This is a genomic window from Mycolicibacter heraklionensis, assembly GCF_019645815.1.
Taxonomy (GTDB): domain Bacteria; phylum Actinomycetota; class Actinomycetes; order Mycobacteriales; family Mycobacteriaceae; genus Mycobacterium; species Mycobacterium heraklionense.
Window position 1 is genome coordinate 107,819 of record NZ_CP080997.1, and the last position, 24,210, is coordinate 132,028.

19 protein-coding genes and 3 pseudogenes are annotated in these 24,210 nt (G+C 64.5%); 12 read left to right on the top strand and 10 right to left on the bottom strand.

The genetic code is table 11. From position 1 onward, the window contains the following. Window positions 1-29 precede the first annotated feature (29 nt). A complete protein-coding gene (locus K3U94_RS00545; protein WP_434084890.1) occupies window positions 30-767 on the top strand; it encodes a peroxiredoxin in 738 nt (245 codons plus the stop codon). 446 nt (window positions 768-1,213) lie between these two features. Here K3U94_RS00545 and rpe read toward each other — a convergent pair whose 3' ends face one another. Together rpe and K3U94_RS00555 are read right to left on the bottom strand one after the other, a co-directional pair. Then, entirely contained in the window at window positions 1,214-1,894 is a 681-nt protein-coding gene (gene rpe / locus K3U94_RS00550; protein WP_220695264.1) for a ribulose-phosphate 3-epimerase, read from the bottom strand. A gap of 315 nt (window positions 1,895-2,209) precedes the next feature. Continuing rightward, a complete protein-coding gene (locus K3U94_RS00555) occupies window positions 2,210-2,827 on the bottom strand; it encodes a TetR/AcrR family transcriptional regulator (RefSeq protein WP_067972353.1) in 618 nt (205 codons plus the stop codon). 221 nt (window positions 2,828-3,048) lie between these two features. Between K3U94_RS00555 and K3U94_RS00560 the strand changes: the two genes are divergently transcribed. The 6 genes and pseudogenes from K3U94_RS00560 to K3U94_RS00585 form a co-directional block, all read left to right on the top strand. After that, on the top strand, window positions 3,049-3,495 hold the full coding sequence (locus K3U94_RS00560; protein WP_275564538.1) for an MmpS family transport accessory protein: 447 nt from the start codon (window positions 3,049-3,051) through the stop codon (window positions 3,493-3,495). Next, entirely contained in the window at window positions 3,492-6,356 is a 2,865-nt protein-coding gene (locus K3U94_RS00565) for an MMPL/RND family transporter (protein ID WP_220695266.1), read from the top strand. Before K3U94_RS00560 ends, K3U94_RS00565 begins: the two co-directional genes overlap by 4 nt. Window positions 6,357-6,462: 106 nt before the next feature. Next, entirely contained in the window at window positions 6,463-6,993 is a 531-nt protein-coding gene (locus K3U94_RS00570; protein WP_220695267.1) for a ferritin-like domain-containing protein, read from the top strand. Window positions 6,994-7,326: 333 nt separating this feature from the next. Then, window positions 7,327-7,932 (top strand): annotated as a pseudogene (locus K3U94_RS00575) (IS1634 family transposase); the annotation flags it as partial. A gap of 599 nt (window positions 7,933-8,531) precedes the next feature. After that, window positions 8,532-9,992, top strand: a complete 1,461-nt coding sequence (ltrA, locus tag K3U94_RS00580; RefSeq protein WP_220695269.1) for a group II intron reverse transcriptase/maturase — start codon at window positions 8,532-8,534, stop codon at window positions 9,990-9,992. A gap of 116 nt (window positions 9,993-10,108) precedes the next feature. After that, window positions 10,109-11,150, top strand: a pseudogene (locus K3U94_RS00585) (IS1634 family transposase); the annotation flags it as partial. 188 nt (window positions 11,151-11,338) lie between these two features. Here K3U94_RS00585 and K3U94_RS00590 read toward each other — a convergent pair. Genes K3U94_RS00590 through K3U94_RS00600 form a run of 3 tightly spaced genes read right to left on the bottom strand, consistent with a single transcriptional unit; the run spans window position 11,339 to window position 13,894 of the window. Next, window positions 11,339-12,718: a dihydrolipoyl dehydrogenase gene (locus tag K3U94_RS00590; protein ID WP_220695270.1), complete on the bottom strand. Its 1,380-nt coding sequence runs from the start codon at window positions 12,716-12,718 to the stop codon at window positions 11,339-11,341. A 39-nt stretch (window positions 12,719-12,757) separates the two neighbouring features. After that, the gene (locus tag K3U94_RS00595) at window positions 12,758-13,597 is read right to left on the bottom strand and encodes a sulfite exporter TauE/SafE family protein (protein WP_230987329.1); all 840 of its coding nucleotides are present in this window, start codon (window positions 13,595-13,597) and stop codon (window positions 12,758-12,760) included. Between the two features lie 12 nt (window positions 13,598-13,609). Next, window positions 13,610-13,894 carry a YgaP family membrane protein gene (locus K3U94_RS00600; protein ID WP_230987330.1) on the bottom strand — a complete coding sequence of 95 codons (285 nt, stop codon included), beginning with the start codon at window positions 13,892-13,894 and terminating at the stop codon, window positions 13,610-13,612. 99 nt (window positions 13,895-13,993) lie between these two features. Between K3U94_RS00600 and K3U94_RS00605 the strand changes: the two genes are divergently transcribed. After that, window positions 13,994-15,490 carry a YeeE/YedE thiosulfate transporter family protein gene (locus K3U94_RS00605; protein ID WP_220695271.1) on the top strand — a complete coding sequence of 499 codons (1,497 nt, stop codon included), beginning with the start codon at window positions 13,994-13,996 and terminating at the stop codon, window positions 15,488-15,490. A 362-nt stretch (window positions 15,491-15,852) separates the two neighbouring features. Here K3U94_RS00605 and K3U94_RS00610 read toward each other — a convergent pair whose 3' ends face one another. The 5 genes from K3U94_RS00610 to K3U94_RS00630 form a co-directional block, all read right to left on the bottom strand. Next, window positions 15,853-16,776, bottom strand: coding sequence for a universal stress protein (locus K3U94_RS00610; RefSeq protein WP_220695272.1), 924 nt, complete (start codon window positions 16,774-16,776; stop codon window positions 15,853-15,855). 565 nt (window positions 16,777-17,341) lie between these two features. After that, on the bottom strand, window positions 17,342-17,929 hold the full coding sequence (locus K3U94_RS00615) for a transposase (RefSeq protein ID WP_220695273.1): 588 nt from the start codon (window positions 17,927-17,929) through the stop codon (window positions 17,342-17,344). Beyond that, window positions 17,922-18,146 (bottom strand): hypothetical protein, encoded by a 225-nt coding sequence (locus tag K3U94_RS00620; RefSeq protein WP_220695274.1) that lies wholly within the window; start codon window positions 18,144-18,146, stop codon window positions 17,922-17,924. Before K3U94_RS00620 ends, K3U94_RS00615 begins: the two co-directional genes overlap by 8 nt. Before the next feature lie 263 nt (window positions 18,147-18,409). Continuing rightward, a complete protein-coding gene (locus K3U94_RS00625) occupies window positions 18,410-19,129 on the bottom strand; it encodes a creatininase family protein (RefSeq protein ID WP_220694753.1) in 720 nt (239 codons plus the stop codon). Beyond that, complete coding sequence (locus K3U94_RS00630) at window positions 19,126-20,328, bottom strand: hypothetical protein (protein ID WP_220695275.1); 1,203 nt, start codon at window positions 20,326-20,328, stop codon at window positions 19,126-19,128. Before K3U94_RS00630 ends, K3U94_RS00625 begins: the two co-directional genes overlap by 4 nt. Window positions 20,329-20,492: 164 nt before the next feature. On the opposite strand from K3U94_RS00630, the gene K3U94_RS00635 reads away from it, so the two are divergent. The 4 genes and pseudogenes from K3U94_RS00635 to K3U94_RS00650 all read left to right on the top strand — a co-directional run bounded on the left by K3U94_RS00635 (window position 20,493) and on the right by K3U94_RS00650 (window position 24,136). Then, on the top strand, window positions 20,493-20,828 hold the full coding sequence (locus tag K3U94_RS00635) for an SCO3933 family regulatory protein (protein ID WP_024637274.1): 336 nt from the start codon (window positions 20,493-20,495) through the stop codon (window positions 20,826-20,828). A 101-nt stretch (window positions 20,829-20,929) separates the two neighbouring features. Next, window positions 20,930-22,332: pseudogene (locus K3U94_RS00640) on the top strand (FtsK/SpoIIIE domain-containing protein). Between the two features lie 80 nt (window positions 22,333-22,412). Next, window positions 22,413-23,963 (top strand): replication initiator, encoded by a 1,551-nt coding sequence (locus K3U94_RS00645; RefSeq protein WP_230987673.1) that lies wholly within the window; start codon window positions 22,413-22,415, stop codon window positions 23,961-23,963. Further along, entirely contained in the window at window positions 23,963-24,136 is a 174-nt protein-coding gene (locus K3U94_RS00650) for a hypothetical protein (RefSeq protein WP_165576417.1), read from the top strand. The genes K3U94_RS00645 and K3U94_RS00650 overlap by 1 nt, the downstream gene beginning before the upstream one ends. Window positions 24,137-24,210: the final 74 nt, after the last annotated feature.

The window sequence follows — 24,210 nt, forward strand, 5'->3', positions numbered from 1 at the left end:
ATCACCCCGGCCACGGAAGGATTACCACGATGACCGTCACCGAGAGTCTCGCCCCCGTTCCTGTCACCGGCATGCCCCGCATCGGCGACCCGGCCCCGGCCTTCACTGCCGTCACCACCCAGGGTGAGATCAACTTTCCTGCCGACTACGCCGGCAAATGGGTTATCTTCTTTTCCCATCCGGCGGACTTCACACCGGTGTGCACCAGTGAATTCATGACGTTCGCCACGATGCAAGAGGAGTTCGCCTCCTACAACACCGAGCTGGTGGGTTTGTCCGTCGACGGGCTCTACAGCCACATCGCCTGGCTGCGCACGATCAAGGACAAGATCGCCTTCCGCGACATGCACGACGTCGAGGTCACCTTCCCGCTCATCGAGGACGTGTCAATGGCGATCGCCCAGAAGTACGGGATGGTCATGCCGGGCGAGGACACCACCAAGGCGGTGCGCGCGGTGTTCGTCATCGACCCCAAGGGTGTGATCCGGACCGTCATCTACTACCCGCAAAGCCTCGGCCGCAACTTCAACGAGCTGCTGCGCATTGTCAAGGCGCTACAGACGGCCGATCACTTCCACGTCGCAACGCCCGCCGACTGGCGCCCCGGCGACCCAGTGATCGTGCCCCCAGCAGGCTCGTGCGGCACCGCGAAGCAACGAATGGAGGACCACGTCGAAGGCGTCGAATGCGAAGACTGGTTCTTCTGCACCAAACAGATCCCCGCCGACGAGATCGACTCCGCTATCCGGGTTAAAGACGGTGCGTAACGATCGGGCGTGTGACACCTCACTGCTATCCGATGGTCCCCTGGCCGCCTCCAACACCGCAAAATCGTGGCTACCCAACGCACGTCCGAATGCCTACGCCAATCACCGCGTAGTTCAGGCGCTGCTCCAAACCGGTGTTGTAGACCGCGCGGCACGCATCGGCGGTCATGCCCGAAGCGGTGGAGGCGGCTAGCTTAGCCATTGTGAGGTGAGCCCGTCGTAGTGGTCCAGTCGTAATGCGGCTCTGTTGCCCGGTGTTCGGGCAAGGAAGAATCGGCAACGACATGGCATCGGACATTCGCCACCAAAGGGGTCCCCCTCACTGGCGCGCGGGGGGGATCTTTGGGCGACAGCCGCTACTTGTCAACACATTTAACGTGGCTGACTAGATAAATCCGATCCTCAACGCATGGGACGCCGACGGCTGGTGGTCGCAGGCGCGATGCTCAATTGTGTTTCATCCCGGCGGCCGCCGCCTCGCGCAGCGCCGCAACGCGGTCGGCCATCGTGCCCGGCCCGTTGAACAACGCCGAGCCTGCGCAGAAGACTGTTGCGCCGGCGCGTGCGGCGGCCCCGATCGTCGCGGCGTTGATTCCGCCGTCTACCTCCAGCTCGACTTCCAAACCGCGGCGGTCGATTTCGGCGCGGGCCGCGGCGATCTTTGGTTCCATCGCCGCTAGATACTGCTGGCCGCCGAAGCCCGGGGCGACCGTCATCACCAGTAGTAGGTCGGACAAGTGCAGCACGTTTGTCACCGCCTGCATCGGTGTGGCGGGATTCAGTGCGACACCGGCCCGCGCGCCCAGATCGCGAATCGCAGAAAGTGTGTGAGGTAGGTGCCGAGTCGACTCGGCGTGCACGATAACGATCTCGCAACCTGCTTCGACCCATCTCGGCAGCATCGGGTCTGGATCGTCGACCATCAGGTGCGCTTCAAAGCCGAGGCCCACATGCCTGCGACTGGCGGCGATAACGTCGGGCCCGAATGTCAAGTTGGGCACGAATCGGCCGTCCATCACGTCCCATTGGATCCGGTCGACGCCCGCCTTCTCCAGTTGCTTGACTTGCTGGCCGAGTTCTGAAAAGTCCGCTGGCAGAACAGAGGCGACGAGTATCGGTGTGCGCATTCATCCCACCTCCCGGTCACCAGCAGTGCTGGGACTGATTCACACCTTAGACTTAGATCGGTGCGCGGTCTCGCGTCGGTCTGTCGATGGTGAGGACTTGGACCGCGCCCAGTGCACGCTGCGGCTACCGGGTCAGGTGATGCGCCGCCAGGTCGGTCAAAACCGCTGCGGGATGGACAAACTCCAGCCTTGCGATGGTGACCGCGGCGTTGGCGACGGCGTCCAGCAGTGGCCGGCACCGAGCGTCTGCGGGATGAGTCGGCCGGGACGCGGGCGGCGGGCGGGTTCCCGGTGAAAAAAGGCCACCACCGGTGCTCAGCGGACGCCACCGTGCGCGGGAGTGGCTGGCTTCAACGCGAGGCGCAGCAAAGGAGTGTAGAGGCGGATTAATTCATCATGCGTCATAGAGCAGACCGGTTCGAGATGCAGGATGTAGCGCGTCACGACTAGGCCCGCGATCTGCCCGCAGAAGGCGGCGGCCCGTTTGTGGGCGTCTGCTCCGCCTATCCGGGTTGCGACCTTGTCGATCATTTCCCGTTCCACCATCTCCTTCACCAGACTTGCCAGCGCCGCGTCGTGGGCGGCACCGGCTATCAACGCGCGCAGCGGCGCGCCGCTATCAGGCTCTTCCCACAGTGCAAGTAGTCCTTGCAAGGTGCGCTGGGCAAATGTGGCGGGATCGCCCTCGGCGGCAACTCGGTCGATGACGTCGGCGGGGTTGGCCGACAAGGCGAGGGCTTCGCTGATCAGCCCTCTCTTCGCGCCGAAGTGGTAACTGATCAGGGCGAGGTCAACACCCGCCTCGGCGGCGACGGATCGTAGGGTGACGGCCTGATATCCGCCCTCCAGGAACCGTCGGCGGGCCACGTTGAGGATCTGGTTGCGAGTATCGGGTTTGCCGGCTCTGCGTCCCCGAGGGCCCGAAGAATTCATTACAGTTGATATTCTATGCCGACCCGGTCATTGTGTTGGTGTTCGCACCACACGAAAGGTTTTCGTCTTCGTGCCCAGCAGCACTTCACCCGACCAGACTCGGGGCCCTACGCTGCATGAGGGAGCCGTCCTGGAGATCACCCTTCCCGCGGTGGGCACCGTTGGTCGCGGCGATGGCCTCGCGAGAGCGATGGTGCGACTCGTCATCGAAAGGCTAACGGGTGAAGGGATTTTCAGCTAGCGCCCTGGTCAGACGAGGGTGGATGCTGCTGGTCGCCGTGGTCGTCGTCGCGGTTGCGGGGTTCAGCATCTACCGGTTGCACGGTGTCTTCGGCTCGCACAACCAGGCTTCGGCCGGCAGCGGCATCTCGAATGAGATCGTCGCCTTCAATCCTAAGGAAGTGGTCCTTGAGGTCTTTGGCGCGCCCGGGACCGTGGCGACCATCAACTACCTGGATGTCAATGCTCAGCCGCAGAAGGCCCTCAACATGACGCTGCCGTGGTCGTACTCGATAAGGACGACTCAGCCCGCGGTCTTCGCCAACGTGGTGGCGCAGGGTGACAGCGATTCCATCGGCTGTCGCATCACCGTCAACGGTGTGGTCAAAGACGAAAGGACGGTCACCAAGGTGAACGCCTATACCTTCTGCCTGGACAAGTCGTCATGAGCGACCATCGCGTGCGGCGGCCCTTCTTGGCGCATACCATCCGTCGGCTTTCGGTACCGATTCTGCTGCTCTGGGTGGGCATCGCTGTCGTGACGAGTGTTGCGGTCCCGCGATTGGAGGAGGTCGGAAAGGAACAGAATGTGCCGCTGACTCCCGCAGATGCGCCATCGATGCAGGCGATGAGACATATTGGCCGAGTGTTCCACGAGTATCACTACGACAGTGCGGCCATGATCGTCCTGGAAGGCGATAAGCCCCTCGGCGATGACGCCCACCGGTTCTACGACACGCTCGTGCACAGGCTCTCACAGGACACCAAGCATGTGGAGCACGTCCAAGACTTCTGGGGAGATCCGCTGACAGCGGCGGGCGTGCAAAGCGCAGACGGCAAAGCGGCCTATGTTCAACTGTATCTTGTCGGCAATCAAGGCGACGCTCGTGCGAACGAGTCCGTCATGGCTGTTCGCGATGTTGTTGAACACACGCAGCGACCGAAGGACGTCAAGGTATATGTAACCGGCGCGGCCCCGCTCATGGCGGATCAGTTGAACGTGGGCGGCAAAGGAACCATAAAGGTCACCCTGATAACTCTGCTGGTGATCGCGACGATGTTGCTATTTGTGTACCGTTCTGTGGTCACCATGATCCTGGTGCTTCTCACGGTGCTTATCGAGTTGGCCTCGGCTCGCGGAATTGTCGCGTTTCTTGGAAACTCCGGGATCATCGGACTTTCGGTGTACGCGACTAATCTGCTCACGTTGTTGGTCATCGCCGCTGGAACGGATTATGCGATATTTGTGCTCGGCCGTTATCACGAGGCGCGGCTGGCCGGGCAGGATCGGGAAACGGCCTTCTACACCATGTATTACGGGACCGCCCACGTCGTTTTGGGCTCGGGCCTGACCGTCGGCGGCGCGCTGTTAAGCCTGGTTTTTACCCGGCTGCCTTATTTTCACAGCCTCGGAGTTCCCTCCGCGCTAGGCATCTTTGTTGGGCTTTTGGGTGCGCTCACCTTGGCCCCCGCCGTGCTTACCGTGGGCAGTCGTTTCGGTCTCCTTGAGCCCAAACGCACGATGAGAACTCGGCTATGGCGGCGGATCGGCACGTCCATCGTGCGTTGGCCCGGACCTATTCTTACCGCGACGTGTGCATTAGCCCTCATCGGGCTGCTCGCCCTACCGTCGTACAAGACAAGTTATGACGTTCGGCCCTATATTCCCGCCACCGCCCCGGCCAATATCGGCTACGCGGCCGCCGAGCGGCATTTTTCTCCGGCTCGGCTGAATCCCGAAATGCTGATGATCGAGGCGGATCATGACATGCGTAATACGGCCGACATGATCATCCTGGACAGGGTGGCCAGAGCCGTCTTGCACCTCCCCGGTATCGCGGGGGTGCAGACCATAACCAGGCCGTTGGGAACGCCCATCGACCATAGCTCGATACCGTTTCAGGTCAGCATGCAAAGCGTCGGCCAGGTCTTGAACCTGACATATCAGCAAGACCGCGCGGGCGACCTGCTCAGGCAGGCCGACGAGCTGGGGAAAACGATCGACATCTTGAAACAGCAGTATGCGCTGCAGCAGGAGCTCGCCGCGGTGACCCACGAGCAGACCGAAAGTACTCATGAAACGGCCGCCACATTGAGCGCTTTGCGAGATAAGCTCGCGAATTTCGACGATTTCCTTCGGCCCATCCGCAGTTATTTCTACTGGGAACGGCATTGCTACGATATCCCCAGTTGCGCTGCGTTCAGGTCCGTCTTTGACGCGCTCGACGGTCTGGACCGGCTCAGCGGCCAGCTGCAAAGCCTCGCCGAAACTCTGGCCAAGCTGGATGCGATCCAGCCGAAACTGGTGGCGCTGATACCCGACCAGATCGAAAGCCAGCAGACCAATCGGGAATTGGCGCTGACCAACTACGCCACCATGTCCGGGATCTACGACCTGACGGCGGCTCTGACCGAGAACGCGACCGCCATGGGACAAGCCTTTGACGCCGCCAAGAACGACGATTTCTTCTACCTGCCTCCGACGGCTTTCCAGAACCCCGATTTCCAGCGCGGCCTGAAAATGTTCCTGTCCCCGGACGGCAGGGCTGCTCGCATGATCATCACCCATGAAGGCGATCCCGCGACCCCAGAAGGCATCTCACACATCGGCCCGATCAAGAAGGCGGCACATGAAGCCCTGAAGGCCACTCCCTTGGCGGGTGCAAGAATTTATCTCGGCGGTACCGCCGCGAGCTACAAGGATATCCAAGACGGCGCCAAGATCGATCTGCTGATCGTAGCAATAGCCGCGCTTAGCCTGATCTTGCTCGTCATGATGTTCGTCACGCGGAGTCTGGTCGGAGCGCTCGTCATCGTGGGCACAGTAGTGCTTTCGTTGGGCGCTTCATTCGGGCTGTCCGTGCTGGTGTGGCAGCATATCTTCGGTATCGAATTGTATTGGATCGTGCTTGCGCTGGCCGTCATCGTGCTTTTAGCGGTGGGATCCGACTATAATCTGGTGCTGATCTCCAGGGTTAAAGAGGAGATCGGCGCCGGATTGAACACGGGCATTATCCGTGCGATGGCCGGCTCCGGCTCGGTGGTGACCGCTGCCGGGCTGGTGTTCGCCGCCACCATGTCGTCCTTTGTTTTCGGCGACCTGCGGATTCTGGGCCAGATCGGGACCACCATCGGCCTCGGGCTGCTGTTCGACACGCTGATCGTGCGCGCATTCATGACACCGTCCATCGCAGCGCTTCTCGGGCGCTGGTTCTGGTGGCCACAGCGCGTGCGCAAGCGGCCTGCGCCCTCGCCATGGCCGAAACCCAGCCAGTTGACGCCCGTGGCTTCGGAAGAAGGCCAGCCATGAGACCGGCGGTTTCCGGAATAGCCGTGGTCGCAGCGGGATTCGTACTCGTCAGGCCCAGCCGATTCCGACGGCTACCGGGTGGCCCGAACACGGACGGGGTGATCCGATGAATGTCCACGAAAGCTCGAATGCGGCGGCCGGTGATCCCTTGTCTGACGGCGAGCGGGCCGATCTGGTGCTGATGCGCGAGGAGGAACGACTGGCGCGCGACTTGTACCAGAGGTTCCACCAGGCTTGGGGTGTACCGATCTTCGACAACATCGCCACCAGCGAGCAGCGCCATTACGACGCGATCGGGCGACTGCTCCAGCGCTACAGCGTTCCCGATCCGTCGGTAGGACAGCCCGCCGGTGTCTACGTCGAGACCGAACTGCAGGACGCCTACGACACGTGGCTCGCCCGGGGGCTGACGTCGGTGGCAGCAGCATGCGCGGTCGGGATCGAACTCGAAACCGGTGACATCGCCGACCTGTCGGCGGCCGCGGACGGCAGTGACCAGCCGGCAATCCTGAGAGTGTACGAAAACCTGCGAGCCGCTTCCGAGAATCACCTGAGGGCCTTCGAAGCCGCGTTGTCAGGTCGGCCGCTGGGCGGCGGCCGAGGGTGGCGCCGGCGCGGCGGCGAAGGCTGCGCCTGAGTTAGGACATTACCGGCCGGTAGCTTTTGGTATATGGCGTTGACCTGGGGCTTTGTTAGCTGGTTTGGGCGGTTTGGGGTACTAAACGGGTAGGTTCGGGCGGTGGTGTACGTCCGGAAAGTGCGCACCGCGTCGGGGGCGGTGGCGGTGCAGGTCGCGCGCAAAGACGCTGGCCGGGTCGTGGTGCTCAGTCATGTCGGTTCCGCCCGTACCGACGTTGACCTGACTTGGGTCACTTTCGGCTTCGGACCAAGGTGCTGATGCGTTGACCTGCGATGATGGTTGCGGTTAGTGCGCCCGCTAGGCACTAATTCGGCTCGATAGGCTCGTTCGGTGGTGTGGATTCGGCGGGTGCGCACGGCCTCGGGCTCCACTGCGGTCCAGATCGCCGAATCGGTCGACGGGCGCCGCCGGATCGTCCGGCATGTGGGCTCGGCCCGCGATGACGCCGAGCTGGGTCTGCTTATCGAGGAGGCTCGGCGGTTGTTGGCTGATGATGCCCAGCGTGAGTTGGACCTGGGCATCACCCCCAAGGCCGTCAAAGCCGAGATGGTGGGCCCGCCTGCCGGGACGCTGTTCGGCGACGCCGCTGCTGAGCCCGCGCCGCGGCAGCTGGTGGCCCGAGCTCAGGTCTTGAAGTCGTGCAGCGGGCTGCTCTATGAGGTTCTGACCGGGGTGTATGCCGATCTGGGTTTCGATGATGCAGTCGATGATGAGGTGTTCCGGGATCTGGTGATCGCACGGGTGGTAGAGCCAACCAGCCTGCTCGATGTCGATCGGGTACTGGCCGAGTTAGGTCGCACCTGTGCGTCGCTATCGACGCGCAAACGGACCCTGCGCCGTGCCTCTGCCGGCAGTTACCGTGATCAGATCGCCGCCGCGTGCTTCCAAACAGCCTGCACCACAGGTGATATGAGCCTGGTGCTCTACGACGTCACCGTGCGCCGTGAGGCGCTTGTTGTTCGAATGGAGGTGAGAGACCTGCATCGAAAGCCCCTGCCGTAGCAGGGGTTTGGTAGCTGGGGGCAGCCTGGCCGGGGAGACGCCCGGGTGGGTGGGAGCAGCCCTGACAAAGCCGTGGCGCGTCAGTACCGCTGGATGGCGTGAGTGCGGCGAGCAATGCCGAAGAGGTATACGCGAGGAACCGGTGTCATCACCTGTCTTGACGTATAACCGCCTTCAACCCTGCGGATATGGGGCGGGCGCGGACAGCTGGCTGTCGGAGTGACGGGCAGCCAGACCGTCCGGGGAACGAGTTACTTTCCCTGGGCGGGGCCGGCGGCGAAGTACTACGGAGTAGCTGCTGGTGGGTGCCGCAGGCAGATAGCCGGGTGCCTCCTTCGGTGAGCGAACACAAGTGAACACGGGAAGGCTTCCGGCCTTGCCTGCATGAAATACGCAGCCAGCGTGGGCATGTCGGGCTGGGTTCGTCGTCGACTGATCAGGTCGGGGGCTGGCGGAGCCGCCGTAGTACTGCGAGTCCGGGAGAGCCGGACACATCGGGAAGGGCGGCAGCGACATGGATAGGAGGTACTGCGATGGCGCAAGATGCGTCGGTGAACTCCGGCGCCGGGCCTCGGGCAGACACTGCACCGGAGCGGGTAGCGCGGACGCAGATCAAGTATCACCGGTGGGCCAAGACCGACCGCACGACGCGGTTCGGGGACTTGTTCAACCTGGTGTCACACCCGGACTACCTATGGATGGCATGGACGGTGGTGGCACGCAACAAGGGAGCTCGCACTGCTGGGATTGATGGTGTGACAGTGCATCAGATCGAACAGCGCGGCGAGGTCGGGGCGTTCCTGTCTGGGATCGCTGCGGGTATCGACGACGGCTCGTATCGGCCCGCGCCGGTGCGGCGGGTGTTCATTCCCAAGCCGGGTGGAAAGTCTCGCCCGTTGGGTATCCCGACCGTGACCGACCGGGTGGTGCAGCAGTCGTTGAAGATGGTGCTGGAACCGATCTTCGAGGCCGACTTTCTGCCGGTCTCCTACGGTTTCCGGCCCAAGCGGCGAGCCCATGACGCGGTCGCCGAGATCCATTACTACGCTTCGCGCGGGTACCGGTGGGTGTTGGACGCTGACATCGAAGGATGTTTCGACCATATCGACCACCGGGTGCTGCTCGCGCGGGTGCGGGCACGGATCGCGGACAAGAAGACCGTGGCACTGGTACGCGCGTTTCTCAAGGCCGGTGTGCTCGATGAGCTCGGCTGCCGAGACGGTACTGATGCCGGAACGCCTCAGGGTGGGATCATCTCACCGCTGCTGGCCAACATCGCATTGTCCGCTCTGGACGAGGCGATCATGGAACCGTGGCAGCCCGGGGGTGACCAGGCCACGCAAGGGGCTCGTCGCCAACGGGTTCGCCACGGATTGGGCAACTGGCGGATCGTGCGCTACGCCGACGACTTCGTCATCATGACCAACGGCAGCAGGGACGACGTACTCGCCTTGAAAGAGCAAGTCACCGAGGTGCTCAGCGGGCTGGGCCTCAAACTTTCTGAGGCCAAGACCCGTATCACGCACCTTGAGCAGGGGATCGACTTCCTCGGCTTTCATCTCCAGTGGAAGCAACGTCGAGGTGGCGGCAAGTGGTACTGCATGACCTTTATCGCCGATAAGGCGTTCCGGTCGATCAAGCAGACCCTTCGTCAGTTGATCCCCCGCCGGTCTCCTCGGCCTCTCACGGCAGTAATCACCGAGGTCAACGCGGCACTGCGCGGTTGGACGTATTACTTCCGCCACGCGCTGGCTGGGCGGCGGTTCTCCTTCCTGCGGTACTTCACGTGGCGAAGGTTCGTGGCCTGGCAGCGCGAGCAGCATCGCTGGAACTGGTCGAAGGTCAAACGATGGCTGCGTCGTCCTGACGGCAGTTGGAAAACCATCACGACCCCAAGCGCGGTCCTGTTCGACCCCACGAAAGTGCGGATCGAACGCTATTGGTACCGCGGGAGCAAGATCCCCAGTCCCTACGACCCGACCATAGCTGCCTAACCGGCATCATCGTCGTGGAGAGCCCGTTGCGCTGAAAGGCGCACGGCGGGTTCGGCGGGAGGCCCGGGGAAACGGAGCAGCAGCAATGCCGCCACCGCGCCCCGGGCCCACCCAACACCCTGTATTTCGAGGCCGAGAAGGAAGACGACCTCCGTAAGGTCGGGTATTCCAAGGAGCGCCGAGTGGACCCGCAGATCGTGGTGGGCCTGTTGGTCGACCGGCGCGGATTCCCGCTGAAGATCGGCTGCTTCGAAGGCAACAAGGCCGAGACGCTGACCATCGTGCCGATCGTGAAGGCGTTCCAGGCGCGCCACGAGATCACCGACATGGTCGTCGTCGCCGATGCCGGCATGCTGTCGAGTTCGAACCTGCGTGATCTCGATGAGGCTGGGTTGCGGTTCATCGTCGGATCGAGGGTCACCAAGGCGCCCAATGATCTAGCGTCGCACTTCCGGTGGCACGGCGATCTTTTCACCGACGGCCAAGTCATCGACACCATCACTCCGCGCGATCAGCGCACCGCCGCGGCAAAGAGCAGCGACCCGAAGATCAAAGCCGAACCCGTCTGGAACCCGACGACACACTCAAGGTCGTGGCGGGCAGTGTGGGCCTACTCGACTAAACGCGCGGTGCGCGACACCAAGACGCTGAACCTGCAGGAAGCCAAGGCCCGCGCGGTTGTGGCCGGCGACAAAGCCGCTCGCACACCACGATTCGTCACAGTCCACAACGGCGCCCGAGAACTCGATGAGACCTCCCTGCAACGGGCACGCCGTCTGGTCGGACTGAAAGGCTACGTCACCAACGTCGACGCCACGCGCATGCCCGCCACCGAGGTCATCGCCAGCTACCACGACCTGTGGCGGGTCGAGCAGTCGTTCCGGATGTCCAAGACCGACCTGAATGCCCGGCCGATCTTTCACCGCCTGCGCGACGCGATCGAAGCACACCTGACCATCGGTGTTCACCGCCCTGGCCGTCTCCCACGCCATCCAATCCCGCACCGGCCTGGCCATCGCCAACCTCGTCAAACAACTCCGCCCATTGCGCAGCGCCACCATCACCATCAACGGCGCCGCCCAAACCTTCCCGCCCGAAATCCCCACGTCACAACGAAAAATCCTGGCCGACCTCGGAATCGCCGATCTGGGGTACTAAGCCAAATGTCCTAACTCAGGCCTGAGGGCCTTCGAAGCCGCGTTGTCAGGTCGGCCGCTGGGCGGCGGCCGAGGGTGGCGCCGGCGCGGCGGCGAAGGCTGCGGGGACGGTTGCGGCGGTGGGCACCACGGTCCCGGGGGTGCTCACGGCCGCCATGGTGGGCGGGGACGACGCGAGAAGCGCTGAAGCTAAAAGAGGCTGCGGGCGGCTCGGGAGATGCCCTCGGCACTCATCGGGTGCTGGTCGGCGAAGGCGGCGAGGCCCCCGGCGTCCAGGCCACGAGACACAGCGAGCCCGATCTGGCCGATGAGGTTGCCCGCATCGATGCCGACGACCCAACCACCCAGCAGTCGCAGCGAATCCGGGTGGAAGAACAGCCGGATCTCGCCGCCGGTTTCGCCGAAGATCTGCGCCCGGCTGTCCTCGGCGAACGAATAGGCGCCCTCCTGGATGGAGACGCCCTGCGCCGCCGCGGATGTGCGGGTCAGACCCACATAGGCGGCGGCCGGAAGGGTGAACACCGTCGTAGGAGTCGACAGGAAGTCCACGACATCGGCACGGTGATCACCGGCCATGATGTTGTTCGCGGCGGCCAGGGATTGACGGACCGCGGCGTGGAACAGCGGAGTTTTCCCGTTGACGTCACCGCAGGCGTAGATGTGGCGGAGAGTGGTTTGCAGGGTGGGATCGACCTGCACGCCATGGGCGCCTACCGCCACGCCGATCTCCCGCAACCCCGCCGGAATCACCGGGTGGCGCCCCAGCGCCTGAAACGCCACCTGCGCCGTCCTGTGCTGCTCAGCGGTTCCGTCGAAGAACACCACCCGCACGCCCGCTGGTGTGCGTTCGACCCGCCGCACCTCGGCCTGCAGAATGACGTCGATATTCGGGTCCAGCAGCCCAGCCAGCAGCCCGACCATGTCGGGATCCATCCCGGGCAACAGCTGAGCCTCCCGTTCGAACACGGTCACCTGAACCCCGAAGGCCGAGAAAAACGACGCAGTCTCCAAACCCACGTAACCGCCGCCGATGACCAGCATGGAGGCCGGCAGCGTCGAAAGGGACGGGTGATGAGCATATAGGTCGCGGCTGTTGAGGCAGAGCCCGATCCCAGGTATGGGCGGAACGGAAATATCTGACCCGCTGGCGATGACGATGTTGCGTGCACTGAACCGGCGCGCACCCTCGCCGGTGTCCACGGCCACGGTGTGCGGATCGACGATGCTCGCGGTTCCAGTCACCAGGGTGACATTCGGCGCGGCCCGCAGTTCCGCGTCGTGCTGGGCATAGCGGCGGGTTTGCACCTGGTCCTTGTGGGCGACAACCTCGGCATAGTCGACCAGAACCTCCCCGTGCAACCCGTTTTTCCCAAAGCGCCGGTGCTGCAGGAGGTGATGGGCGACTTCGCGCACGGCTTTGGACGGCACGCAGCCCTCGGCCAGGCAATTTCCGCTCATCACTCCCTTGGGATCGACCATCACGACCCGCCGCCCCGCCGCGGCCAGCCGGAAAGCCGCCGGGTAGCCGCCCCCACCCGCGCCGATTGTGAGCACCTCGATGTCATCCATGTGAATCTCCCTTCGTCAGCATCCGTTATCGTTCGTTCATCACGTCAGCGCCGATTCGCCGGCCGTGTAGAGAGCGACCGCCACCATCAGCCAGACGAACCACAACGTGAGCCGTGCAGCCGGCACCTTGGCGGCGACCACGTCCCCGAGGAGCACCCCGACCATCCCTGCCGCGGTGAAAGGTAACGCGACCGCCCAATCGACGTCGCCGCTCTCCAGGCGAAAGAACAACCCTTCGGCCGAGCTCATGGCGATCACGAGCAGCGAGGTGCCGACGGCGACCGGCATCTCGTAGCCCAGGGTGAGCACCAGTGCGGGCACGACGACGAAACCGCCGCCCACACCGAAGAACCCGGTGAGAAACCCCACCGCGGTTCCGGCGATCACCACCCGCACAGCGGTGGGGATGACGATTCGCGTGTGCTCGGGTGTTTGCGACGGCCGCGCCCGACCCGGGCCGAGGGTGCTCGCCGGGGCCGTGTGTTGTTTGGCGTGGCACGGCGTCTCACCGGAGCGGCGATGCATGCGCCACGCAGCGACCAGGATCAAGCCGGAGAAGGCCAGCAGCAGCACATCATCGGGTACCGCTTGACTGCTCAACGAGCCCAGAAACGATCCGCCGATGCCGACGAGCCCGAACGTCAGGCCCCACCCGAGACGCACCCGCCCCGCCGGCAGGTGGCCGAAAATCCCGGCCAGGGCGGATGCCCCGACCACGATGAGCGAGGTCGTCGTCGCCGTGTGCGGCGTCTCGCCCGCCCCGTAGACCAGCGCCGGCACCGCCAGAATCGATCCGCCACCCCCGAGGGCGCCCAGCGACAACCCGACCAACAAACCCAACGGCAGCGCCGCGGCCAGGCGGGCGGCGCCCAGCATCATCGCCGGCGTGTTCTAGGCGTGGATGCCCGACGCGCGCTCGCCCGCCGTCGGAACCCCCAGCCGATGCAGCACCAGACTCGCCGGGCACCACCCCACGGCCGCGTCGAGCAGCAGGCTGATCCCGACAAGGCCGGTCACGATCCGCCACCGGGGGGAGCGCGTATGCCCCAAACCCAGGGTGACAAGGATCAGGCTTCCCGCCATGAGCGCCACGATCCGCTCGATCGTCCATCCCTGCGGTCTGGGCATCCCGAGCATTCCCTGTTCGACGGGATCGACACCTCGGTGCTGAGTCATCGCAAGATTTTAGCCCGCGCCGGCCCCGCATTTTTCATCGCCGCCGGGCCGGGCGTTTGCGCGCCGCCGGCTGGGCCACAATGGATCACCATGGTGGAAGTGACCGCTCCGCTGTGGGTGGGGTTGTTGATCGGCGCCGCGTTCGGCGTTCCCGCCGCGCTGTGGGGAATCGGCAATCCCGAAACCGTCATTCGAACGGCCAGGCTGGTGGACCGCCTGCTCATCGGCTGCTTTGCGTTCGTCACCGCGATCGGCGCGGTGATGCTCTACGGGCTCTACGCCCTGGGGTTCGCGATGCATTTTTCGCCCAAGCCGCTCTATGTCTACGGGGTGACGTTGGGGGGACTGTTGTTCGGTGTGGGCGTGGCCATCAGCGGCTACTTCCCCGGCAGCGAATGGATCGCCCTCGGCGAAGGCCGCCGCGACGTCCTCTATGCGATTCCCGGCGGTCTGCTGGGGGCGGCGGCCTGGACGGTCCTCTACGAGACGCCGACCGGGCACTGGCTAGTCAGCGCAGCGAACTTCGGGGATCTGGTGGTCACCGGGCACATCGCCCACATCCCGCGGCTAGCGACGTTCGTCGTCGCGGTCGGCTATGCGGCGGCGGCCCTGACCCTGCTGTACTTCCTGCCCCGGTATCAGGGCGGCAGACACAGTTGTTTTCGGCACCTGGCGAGCTGTCCCCTCGACGAACACGACCTGGTACTCATGCGCGACACCGCGGCATACCTCGCCGAAGGGGCCGTCGATCCGACGCGCTCACGCACCCCCACCTGGTATCAGCGCCTGACCTCGCGCGAGGTACCCGCCGCCAACTTCTACGCGCGCACCATCAGTGCCGTCGGGTTGGCCGTCGCGACTGTCACGGTCCTGGCGATCTTCCTGCACCAGATCTTCGGCCAGTCCACCACGTACTCCTGGTTGGTCGGGCACCTGCTGTTGCCGCAGTTCACCTACAGCACAGAGGTTTTCGCGAGTATCGGCTGGGAGCCGTTCACCGACGTCGGGGTGTTTTTCGGTGGGTTCGTCTGCGCGCTGTTCATCAGCCGGCGCTTCACCGCCTTTCACCCGGTCGTTCCGCCGACGTGGCGCAACCGGTTCGGCCCCAGCACGGTCAGACGCGCGATCGGATGCTTCGGCGGGTCTTTTCTGGTGCTCTTCGGCGCCCGGATGGCCGGCGGGTGCACCAGCGGCCACATGCTCAGCGGCGGCATCCAACTGGCGTTGAGCGGATGGCTGTTCACCGCCGCGACGGTGGCCGCGATGCTGGTGACGGCCCGGTTTATGTACCGTGACGTGAGTTCGCTGACGAACCCCGACGCCCCGGGCACCCAACCGCCGCGCAGCCAACACCGTCACCAAAGTGAGCCGACGACCGTGCGCACGGCAGTGCTCCTAGGCGTCGCGCTGGCTGGCTTCGCCACCATGACCGTCATCAGTGCGATCCTGACCGGCGGGCGAAACCTGGGGCAGCTCACACTCACCGACGTGCTGATACCCGCGCTGATCCCGCTGCTACTGCTGATCGCGGTAACCACCGCCTCCCGCCACGGCCCAGCCGTAGCGTGGCACCACACGAATAAGGGACAACGTTGACCCCAAACATCCGGATTCTCGAATCTCGTTGAACCCAAACGTATCCCGAACGATCTTCGACGCTGATCGCCTCGCGCGTGGGCGTGCAGTCGATCTGTGAGGTCACGAAATCAGCGCGCTACTTGATTAGCCTTAGCGAAATCGATGAGGTCGGCGTGAACTACGGACGAAGCCGCTTGTTCCACTTGAACGGTCCAGCGCTAAGCCGGCACGCACATCTAGACACGAATTGTGGGAACAATATGTGGTGCAGATGCCAGGTTGCCGCCTCGGCGTGCGCGATGCCGATCTGACAACCTCCTTGAATCTACTTGCGCAGCATCGGGTCGAGACTTCCATGTTCTGCTAATACCAGTATCACCTCAATCGCGCCGGGGCATGCGGGCGACGATGACCGGAATGCGCGCCGAGTTCACCACTGCCCGGCTGACCGAGCCCAGCAACATGCCGGGAAACCCACCGCGGCCATGACTACCCACCACCACCAATTGGGCTGTCTGGGCCTGTTCGAGCAGTCGCGGGGCTGGTCGGTCACTCACCACAATCTTGTGCACAGCCACATCGGGATACCGGTCCTGATATCCGCACAGCCGCTCGGCGAGGACTTCTTCCTCCTGATCTTGGATATTTCGCCATTCGATAGGCGCCCAGTTCATGCTCGCAAAGTCGACTGGACCCATATCACTCCAGGCATGCAGCGCGATCAATCCCACGCCGCGCCGGTCCGCCTCATCGAAGGCGATCTCCGTGGCCAACTGCGAGGTCGGCGAGCCGTCGACGCCCACCACCACAGGCGCCTGCGGCGAGCGCGCCATGAGCGGGTCCTCATCGTGGACGACCGTGACCGGGCAATGCGCGCGATGCACCACCCCGGAGCTGACCGATCCCAGCAGGGCGCTAGCTACCGCGCTCTGGCCACGGCACCCCACCACCACCATCTCGGCCTGCTTGGACAGCTCCACCATGGTGGGGACGATCGGGGCTTGCAGTATCACCTCGGTCGTGACCCGCGGTGCGCGGCTGGGCACACCAGCCGCGAGAGCGAGCTGGTAAGCCTGCTCGACGACTTGGCGCGCCTGGTCTTCGCGCCACTGCGCATAGTCGCCAGGCGCCGGGATATCTGACCACCCATCGCTAGCCACGACCACGGGTCCCACGATGTGCACTACCTTCAGCGTGACATTGCGCATCTCAGCGTCGCGCGCGGCCCATTCAACCGCCACCATCGACGATGTTGAACCATCGACACCGACCACGATTCCAGGGTGTGTGTGCTGGGGTGACATCTAAGTTTCTCTCTTCTCAAATGCATCACCAATGCACGTCAGGTACAGACGAGCGGACCCGGGTACCACTGACGTTGGCAGCCGATGAGATCCGATCTACCTCGACCGGGCCGTTCAATCTGCATGTTCGTGCGAGTGACGTGTCCAAAGTGCGTCCAGTTCGGCCAGGTGTCGATCAGCCAAACTGTGGTGCTCTTGCAGCAGTCGCTCGGTGAGCTTACGATGCTCGTCCCTGTGCCGCGCCGCTAACGACTCGTACTCGCTACTGGATAAGTCGCTCCGTTCAGAGAATGCGCGATGCTCAGCCAGATGCCGATCCGCGAGGGCTCGAAGGTCAGCGAGGTGGCCGTCCGCCAACTCCCGATGCTCTCGCAAGTGCGCCTGCGCCATTTTCTCATGCTCAGCCAGATGCGCCCGCGAAACCTCGGCGCCTCCCTTCGATGCGGACATACGACGCACTCCCTTCCGCGTGAATACGAACGATTCGCAGTATAGCCAGCGGACGGGTATTTGCGGGGCCAAACCCAGTGGCGTGGTGCAAGTGTCCGGTTGATAGCAAATGCTCCTACGTTGTGGCAATGGTTTGAGTGGGGATTTCTTGGCGGGTGGGCAGCACGGCGTGGTAGATCTCGCGGGCGATGTATCTCTTTATGCAGCACATGATTTCGGGTTTGGTCCTGCCTTCGCTGATGCGGCGGGCGAGATAGTCGCGGGTGGATTGGTGGCGGCGGAGTCGAACAACGCAGATGATGTGCAGGGCGCGGTTGGCGTCTCTGTTTCCGCCGCGATTAAGTCGGTGCCGCACGGTTTTGCCGCTGGATGCTTCGATGGGCGAGACACCGCAGAGTTTGGCGAACGCGGCGTCGGAACCGATGCGTTCCGGGTTGTCGCCGAGGGCGACGAGCAGGGTAGCGGCGGTGTCGGGGCCCACGCCGTACACCTGACGCAACGGTGGGCACGCCTGGGCGGTGAGAGCCTCGATCTGGATGTCCAATGCCTTGGTCTCGGCGTCGAGTTGCCGACAACGCTGGGCCAGCGATTTCACCGCGACGGTGACCGCTTCTGCTGGGGTACGGGCGATTCCGGATGTGGCCAGGTCGGCACATGCAGCGATGAGATGGAGTTTATGCAAACCGGCGAGCTGTTCACGCAAGTTGGCCGGCGCGGTGACGATGAGGTCTTTGAGGGGCGTTGAACGCCTTGGCGCGGGCCCGGACGGCGCTGATGCGGGCTACCCGCAGCACGCGCAACATCTCAGTGTGTCCGTCTGCGGTCTTGGGGTCGCCGACGTCCTCGCCGGCCAGCACGATCGCTGCCGCGCCGGCGGCATCGGCGCTGTCGGTCTTGATAGCAGTAAAGAAAGTCCTCACGTGCGAGGTCAGGGCATGTGTCCCACGGTGGCCGGCGGTCTGGCCAGGCTCTGGTCGCCGCGCGAGAGGCGCAAACGCCGTTGGCCTGGCGGTGGCAGGCGCGAACACGGCCGGTGTTCTCACTGAGTGGTGGGCGCTGGTCTGGTGCTCGGCGGCGGACGCAGGGCGCAGTGGAGCGACCGGCGCGGACGGGAGCGCCAGCGGACGGAAGCGAAGGGAGCGCAGCGAAGCCCGGAAGGTAGCCGCCGAGCTGTCGCTTGTGCTCAACGTGTGGTGAGGAGTTCGATCAGGGTGTCGGCGTTGCGGCCGAGGTGGTCGAGGGCACTGCTGCCCTTGGCGGCGGTGGCCTGGGATGGTGAGCCGATGACGCCGGTGGGTGCGTAGGCGTGGATGCCGAGGCTGGTGAGGTAGCGGCGGTCGTTGGCGGTGTGGTCGCTGGTCTGCCAGCCGTCGCGCAGGTAGTCGGGTGCGGTGGCGAGCAGGATGGAGGTTTCCAGTTCGCCGGCGTGCATGTCGTCGTGGTTGCTGCTGTGGATTCCTGCGGCGGCGCGGGCTTCGGTCCAGTCTTCGCGGCTGGGGTAGAGCCCAACCTTGACGGGGTTCTTGGGGTGGTTGGCTTGTTGGACGACGTTGGTGAGTACCGCGTTGCCGCCGTGGCCGTTGACGACGATCAGCCCGGCGATGTTCTGGCGTGCCAGCGATTCGATGATGTCAGCGACGATCGCGGCCAAGGTGGTGGCGCTGATGCTGATGGTGCCGGGGTAGGCGGCGTGTTCGTGGGAGCAGCTGAACGCGACCGGTGGTAGCTGAAATACGTTGTGGTGCTGACTGATTACGGATGCGATGGCAGTGGCGATGAGGGTGTCGGTGCCCAGCGGAAGGTAGGGGCCGTGTTGTTCGAATGAGCCGACCGGCAGCACCGCGACCGTGTGGGTGGCCGCAGGGTCGGTGGTGGTGGTGTCGGGGATGATTCGACGGCTCACGGGGTGACTCCTTGGGTGGCGTTTTTGATGCGGTAAGCAAGCTGTTGCAGGATCGGGTCTTTGTTTCGCCGTCGACGGTCTCGCACGATTGTGCCTGCCCTGGCCAGATGAATCCTGGCTCGCTGCGAGGGCGCGGCCAGGTAGCCCGGGATCGCTGTGGCGGTCAGTGCCAGTGCTTGCTGGTATTCGCCGGTGGCGATGTAGGCGTGCAGGAGTCGCATATCGGCCACGGTCTGATCGCGGTGCTGCTGTGATGTCCAGGCGTGATGGTGCCCGGCGAGCAGGGTTAGGGCTTTATCCGGGTCACCGATGCGCAGGTAGCCCGAGGCGATCTCGCTGGCGACGTAGGCGCCGTGGGCATAGATCGCATGATCATGCGGGTGGGGTTGCAGGTCACCGAGTTCGAGGGCTGCGGCGGCGTGGCGATGAAATCCCCGCTCATTGTGATTGGCCAGCTCGGCAAGGGCCTGTTGGCGGGCGATGCTGGCGGCCAGGCGACCCACGTCGTGGCCGTCGATGAGGTCGGCGGCATCGGTGGCCAAGGCGGTGGCCAGGTCGGGGTTGGTGCGGGTGAGAATGTTGGATTGGCGCATCAAGATCATGGCGTTGAATGCCGGGCCGGCCGTACGTAGGTGCAGGGCTGCGGTGTGGGTGAGCTTCTCCGCGGCGGCGTGATCTCCGAGGTCTTGGGCGATCCACCCGGCAACTTCGGCGATAGCCCCAGCGGCGCGCCGCATCTCTGCCTTGACCTGCGAGGGTGCGTGGGCAATCAGGGATTCGATGGTGACCAGATCGGATTCCACCAGGGGGCGGGCGTGTTGGGGGCCGAAGGTGTGCTCAGCTTGGATGTGGGCATGTTGCTGGGCCTCGATGACGGCGAGTACGTCACGGTCGACGGGTAGTTGTATCAGCAGCGGGTGCGGCAGCTCGGTGGCGATCGGCACGCTGAACATTTCGTCGGGTTCGACGCCGAACACCGCGGCCAGGTCTTCACGCCACAGCGGGCCGAGCATTCCGGTCCGCTCGATCTGGGCGATTTTTTGCCGCAGGGATTCCCGCGCGGGCAGGTCGGGATCGCCGCGTAGCTTGCGCACGTTTTCGACCTCGATCGCCAACTCACGCAAGCTGTAGCCGTAGCGTTTGCGGGCTTGGCTGAGCCGCTGCGCATTGAGTGCCCGGATCGGGTCGACTGCGGCCATGGCTTCGATCATGCCGCATACATCAGCGCAGGTCAGCTACGTGTGCGCGTGTGCGGTCATCACCAGTATCACTGCCTGTCACTTCCGGGCGCATCCGGGATGGCGCTGTCCTTGAGTCGCGGCCGAACAGACCGCGCCAACACCGCAAGGAAGGACAGCAATCCATGAAGTTACGTATCGACACCACCGGGGTGACGTTCCTCTGTACTCGGATTCCCGAGCAGCGCACGAATTTCGACACCGGTGCACCGCGCGTGGACAAGGCCACCGGGCAGGCGTTGTGGCAGGTGCAGCTGATCGCCCTGGACGCCACCGGCGGTGAAGTGCTGGCGGTCACCGTGGTCGGGGAACCGAAAGTCGTTGTCGGCCAGCCGGTGTCTGTGACGGGTCTGGTGGCGTTGCCGTGGTCGCAAGACGGCCGCTCGGGCATCGCGTACCGCGCCGAAGCCATCACCGCCACCGACCTCGCCACCGTCAAGACGGGCCAGCAGGCCCGGTAACCGCAGGCCGGCCCGGCAGCCCCGCGACAGCGTGCGCCTATGGGCTGCCGGGCCGACGCTCCCGCCCCTTGTTTCCCCGTCGTAAGTGAAGGCAGACCGTCATGTCGAATAGTCCAAACCGTAAGAACCACAACAACAATCCATCACCCGATGATGACTGGATCGGCGAGCTGATCGTCGGACTACTCAAAGCCGCCGGGTATCTGCTGTGGTGGGCAATCCTGTTTCCCTCCCTGAGCATTCCCACCGTCGTCGCCATCTGGGTCGGTTTCAGTCACGGCGCCCGAGCCGGCGTTTTGACCGCCGTTGTGGAGGCCGCGGCATACCTCGGCTGGTGGGTGTGCCAGCCGGCCTCATTCACCCGGTGGGTCAGCGCTCCGCTGCGGCAGCGTTTCTGGGCGTGGTGGCGTTATCACCGCAACTGGGAATCGGTCTGCGCCCTGCACGGCCTGACCGCCAAACTGGGTGAACGCACGTTGGTGCCTGCCCTGCAATCGGTGCGGATCGGCCATCACGCCGACGTGCTGATCGTCAAGGTGGTGACCGGCCAGTCGATTGCCGACTGGCAGAAACGCGCCCTCGCACTGGCGGCGACCTGGGACGCGGAGCGGTTGACGATCCGCGCCACCACGCCGGGCCAGCTGCGGATCATCATCGGCCGCGGGGATGTGCTCGGCCAGCCGATCGCGGTGCCCATGCCAACCCCGGGTTCGGCGGTCGATCTGGGCGCGGTGCGGGTCGGGGTCACCGAATCACGGCGCTGGTGGCACCTACCGGTATTGGGCCAGCACATCCTGGCCGCCGGTGCCACCGGAGTAAGCAAAGGCTCGGTGTTGTGGTCGCTGATCGCCGGGCTGGCACCCCACGTTAAAACGGGGCGGGTGCGGTTGTGGGTGATCGACCCCAAAGGCGGCATGGAACTCAGTGCTTAGGCGCGCCGCTGTTCGCCCGGTTCTGCTACCACACCGGTCAGCCCACCGTGGAACTGCTGCGCGAGCTGGTGAAGCTGATGCAGACCCGCGCCACCCGGCTGCGCGGGCACACCCGCCTGCACACCCCCGCCCTCGCTGAGCCGTTGATCGTGCTGATCATTGATGAGATCGCCGCGCTGACCACCTATGTCACCGACCGCAAACTCCGCGCCGAGACAGAACAACTCCTCGGCCTGCTGTTGTCCCAGGGGCGTGCGGTCGGGATATCGGTGGTAGCCGCGGTGCAAGACCCGGCCAAAGACACCCTGCCGGTACGGCAGTTGTTCACCGTGCGGATCGGGCTGCGGATGACCGAGGCTACCCAAACCGCCATGGTCTTGGGCCAAGGAGCCCGCGATGCCGGCGCCGAATGCGACCTGATCGCTGATACCACCCCCGGCATCGGGTACGTGATGATCGATGGCACCGCCGACCCGATACGGGTCCGGGCCTTTCACGTCACCGATCGCGATATCACCTTGTTGGCCCGCACCTTTCGGGCACCGCGTTCAGGCGAACAGGGAAATCGGTGAAGACCGTAACGACGCAGAGCCCGGTGATCGCGCTGCCGGGCCTGCCGGCCACCATCGATGCCGATGCGGTGGTCACCCAGATGTGCCGGCGCGCCTCCTCACCCGGTTTCGGGTCGTGGTGGCGGCGAGTGGAATCGGTCGGTTACTGCGCCCACCCGATCCAGCTGCTCGGTGCCGACACCGCCGGGCGTCAGCACACGGTGTGGACGCGCTGCAACAACCGCCGTCACGCGGTGTGCCCGTCATGCTCAGACCTCTACGCCCGCGACACCTGGCAACTCGTGCACGCCGGAGCCGCCGGCGGCCACCACGACATACCCGTCGAGGTCGCCAACCGTCCGCAAGTGTTCACCACCTTGACCGCCCCCAGCTACGGGGCCGTGCACAACGCCACCGGAACCCCGTGTCACGCCATACCCAACAGGTCGGCGGGCCGCCGCCGGCACGAAAACTGCCTGCGCTGCACCATAATCCACAGTGTCGATGACCCTCTGGTGGGCCAACCATTGTGCGCGGACTGCTACGACTATCTGGGACATATCTTGTTCACCTGGCATCTGCCCGAGCTGTGGCGGCGGTTCACCATCGCACTACGGCGCGCCGTGGCGACGCACCTGAAAACAGTTGGCGTCAAGCCCGGCTCGGTGCGGGTCAGCTTCGTCAAAGTCGTTGAATTGCAAGCCCGCGCCATACCCCACATCCATGCCCTGATCCGCCTCGACCCGCCACCCGCCACCAACGACACCACGAAATCAGGTGACCACGATCGTCACGGCCCCGCCGCCCCGCGGGGTGGTGGGGTGTCTCGTCCGGTAGCCGAGCAGCATCCCGGCTGGTCGTCACCGATCACCGCCGCCGAGCTGGCCGCCTTGATCCAACACGCTGCCAGTCGCGTCAGTATCGACGTGCCCGCCGGCGACGACGATTACCCCAACCCGGGCGGGGTGCGCACGGTGCGGTTCGGCACCCAAATTGATACCCAACCATTGACACCCGAACCAATAACCGCAAGCGATTCCGAAGTCGACGACACCGCAGTCGCTTCGGCCTCGCGGTTGTCGCCGCGCAGGGTTGCGGCATATCTGGCGAAATACGTCACCAAATCCCTGCACGACTTCGGCATCACCGCGCGCCGGCTGTCCGCAGAAGCGATCGGCGAACTCGACGTTACTGAACATGTGCGGGCCATCCTGTCCACCATCGCCGGACTCGCCGAACACCCAGCGTCCGCGGGTCCGTCGTTGGCGGGGATTGGGCGCTGGCTGCACACCCTGGGCTACCGCGGCCACATCACTACCAAATCGCGGCGCTATTCGACCACCATGGGTGCCCTGCGCGCCGCCCGCGCCACCTGGACCCGTAACCAGATAGCCAAACATTCAGGGCGACAGGACGATACGCAATCCGCCCATTTCGCTGACGACGTGACGGCGAGCACAGGCAGGCAGCAGCAACCGATCGACACCGATGAGATGCTGTGGGAGTTCGACCGCGCCGGACACGCCAGCGCCGGTGACCGCGTCCTGGTCATCTCCGCAGCCCTGCGCCACATCAGCGCCCGCATCACCGGTATCACCGAATCCCGGACTGTCTCCACCCGCATCTCGCCGCCACCACGCGGGGCAGGGTGATGGCCACGACGCCCGCGGGCGGCGCCGCCAACAACCACGATGCCGGCGCGGTCCCGCTGCACGAGCGCCCGGAGTTCATAGCCTGGCTGACCGCCTCATGTGAACGCCAAGCCCTATCCGTCACCGTCACCGACCCCACCACCCTGGCTGCCATCGCAACCCTCCTGCGCTGAGCACGCAAAGGCACCGTACCGTCACCGGCCAACCGGATAGACGACGAAAGTTATTTCAACACAACCCTTCCCGG

Coding starts and splice junctions, on each gene's coding strand:
- K3U94_RS00545 (WP_434084890.1), top strand. CDS start 30: ATGACCGTCACCGAGAGTCTCGCCCCCGTTCCTGTCACCGGCATGCCC.
- rpe (WP_220695264.1), bottom strand. CDS start 1,894: ATGCGCACACCGATACTCGTCGCCTCTGTTCTGCCAGCGGACTTTTCA.
- K3U94_RS00555 (WP_067972353.1), bottom strand. CDS start 2,827: ATGAATTCTTCGGGCCCTCGGGGACGCAGAGCCGGCAAACCCGATACT.
- K3U94_RS00565 (WP_220695266.1), top strand. CDS start 3,492: ATGAGCGACCATCGCGTGCGGCGGCCCTTCTTGGCGCATACCATCCGT.
- K3U94_RS00570 (WP_220695267.1), top strand. CDS start 6,463: ATGAATGTCCACGAAAGCTCGAATGCGGCGGCCGGTGATCCCTTGTCT.
- ltrA (WP_220695269.1), top strand. CDS start 8,532: ATGGCGCAAGATGCGTCGGTGAACTCCGGCGCCGGGCCTCGGGCAGAC.
- K3U94_RS00590 (WP_220695270.1), bottom strand. CDS start 12,718: ATGGATGACATCGAGGTGCTCACAATCGGCGCGGGTGGGGGCGGCTAC.
- K3U94_RS00595 (WP_230987329.1), bottom strand. CDS start 13,597: ATGATGCTGGGCGCCGCCCGCCTGGCCGCGGCGCTGCCGTTGGGTTTG.
- K3U94_RS00600 (WP_230987330.1), bottom strand. CDS start 13,894: ATGACTCAGCACCGAGGTGTCGATCCCGTCGAACAGGGAATGCTCGGG.
- K3U94_RS00610 (WP_220695272.1), bottom strand. CDS start 16,776: ATGTCACCCCAGCACACACACCCTGGAATCGTGGTCGGTGTCGATGGT.
- K3U94_RS00630 (WP_220695275.1), bottom strand. CDS start 20,328: ATGGCCGCAGTCGACCCGATCCGGGCACTCAATGCGCAGCGGCTCAGC.
- K3U94_RS00635 (WP_024637274.1), top strand. CDS start 20,493: ATGAAGTTACGTATCGACACCACCGGGGTGACGTTCCTCTGTACTCGG.
- K3U94_RS00645 (WP_230987673.1), top strand. CDS start 22,413: ATGTGCCGGCGCGCCTCCTCACCCGGTTTCGGGTCGTGGTGGCGGCGA.
- K3U94_RS00650 (WP_165576417.1), top strand. CDS start 23,963: ATGGCCACGACGCCCGCGGGCGGCGCCGCCAACAACCACGATGCCGGC.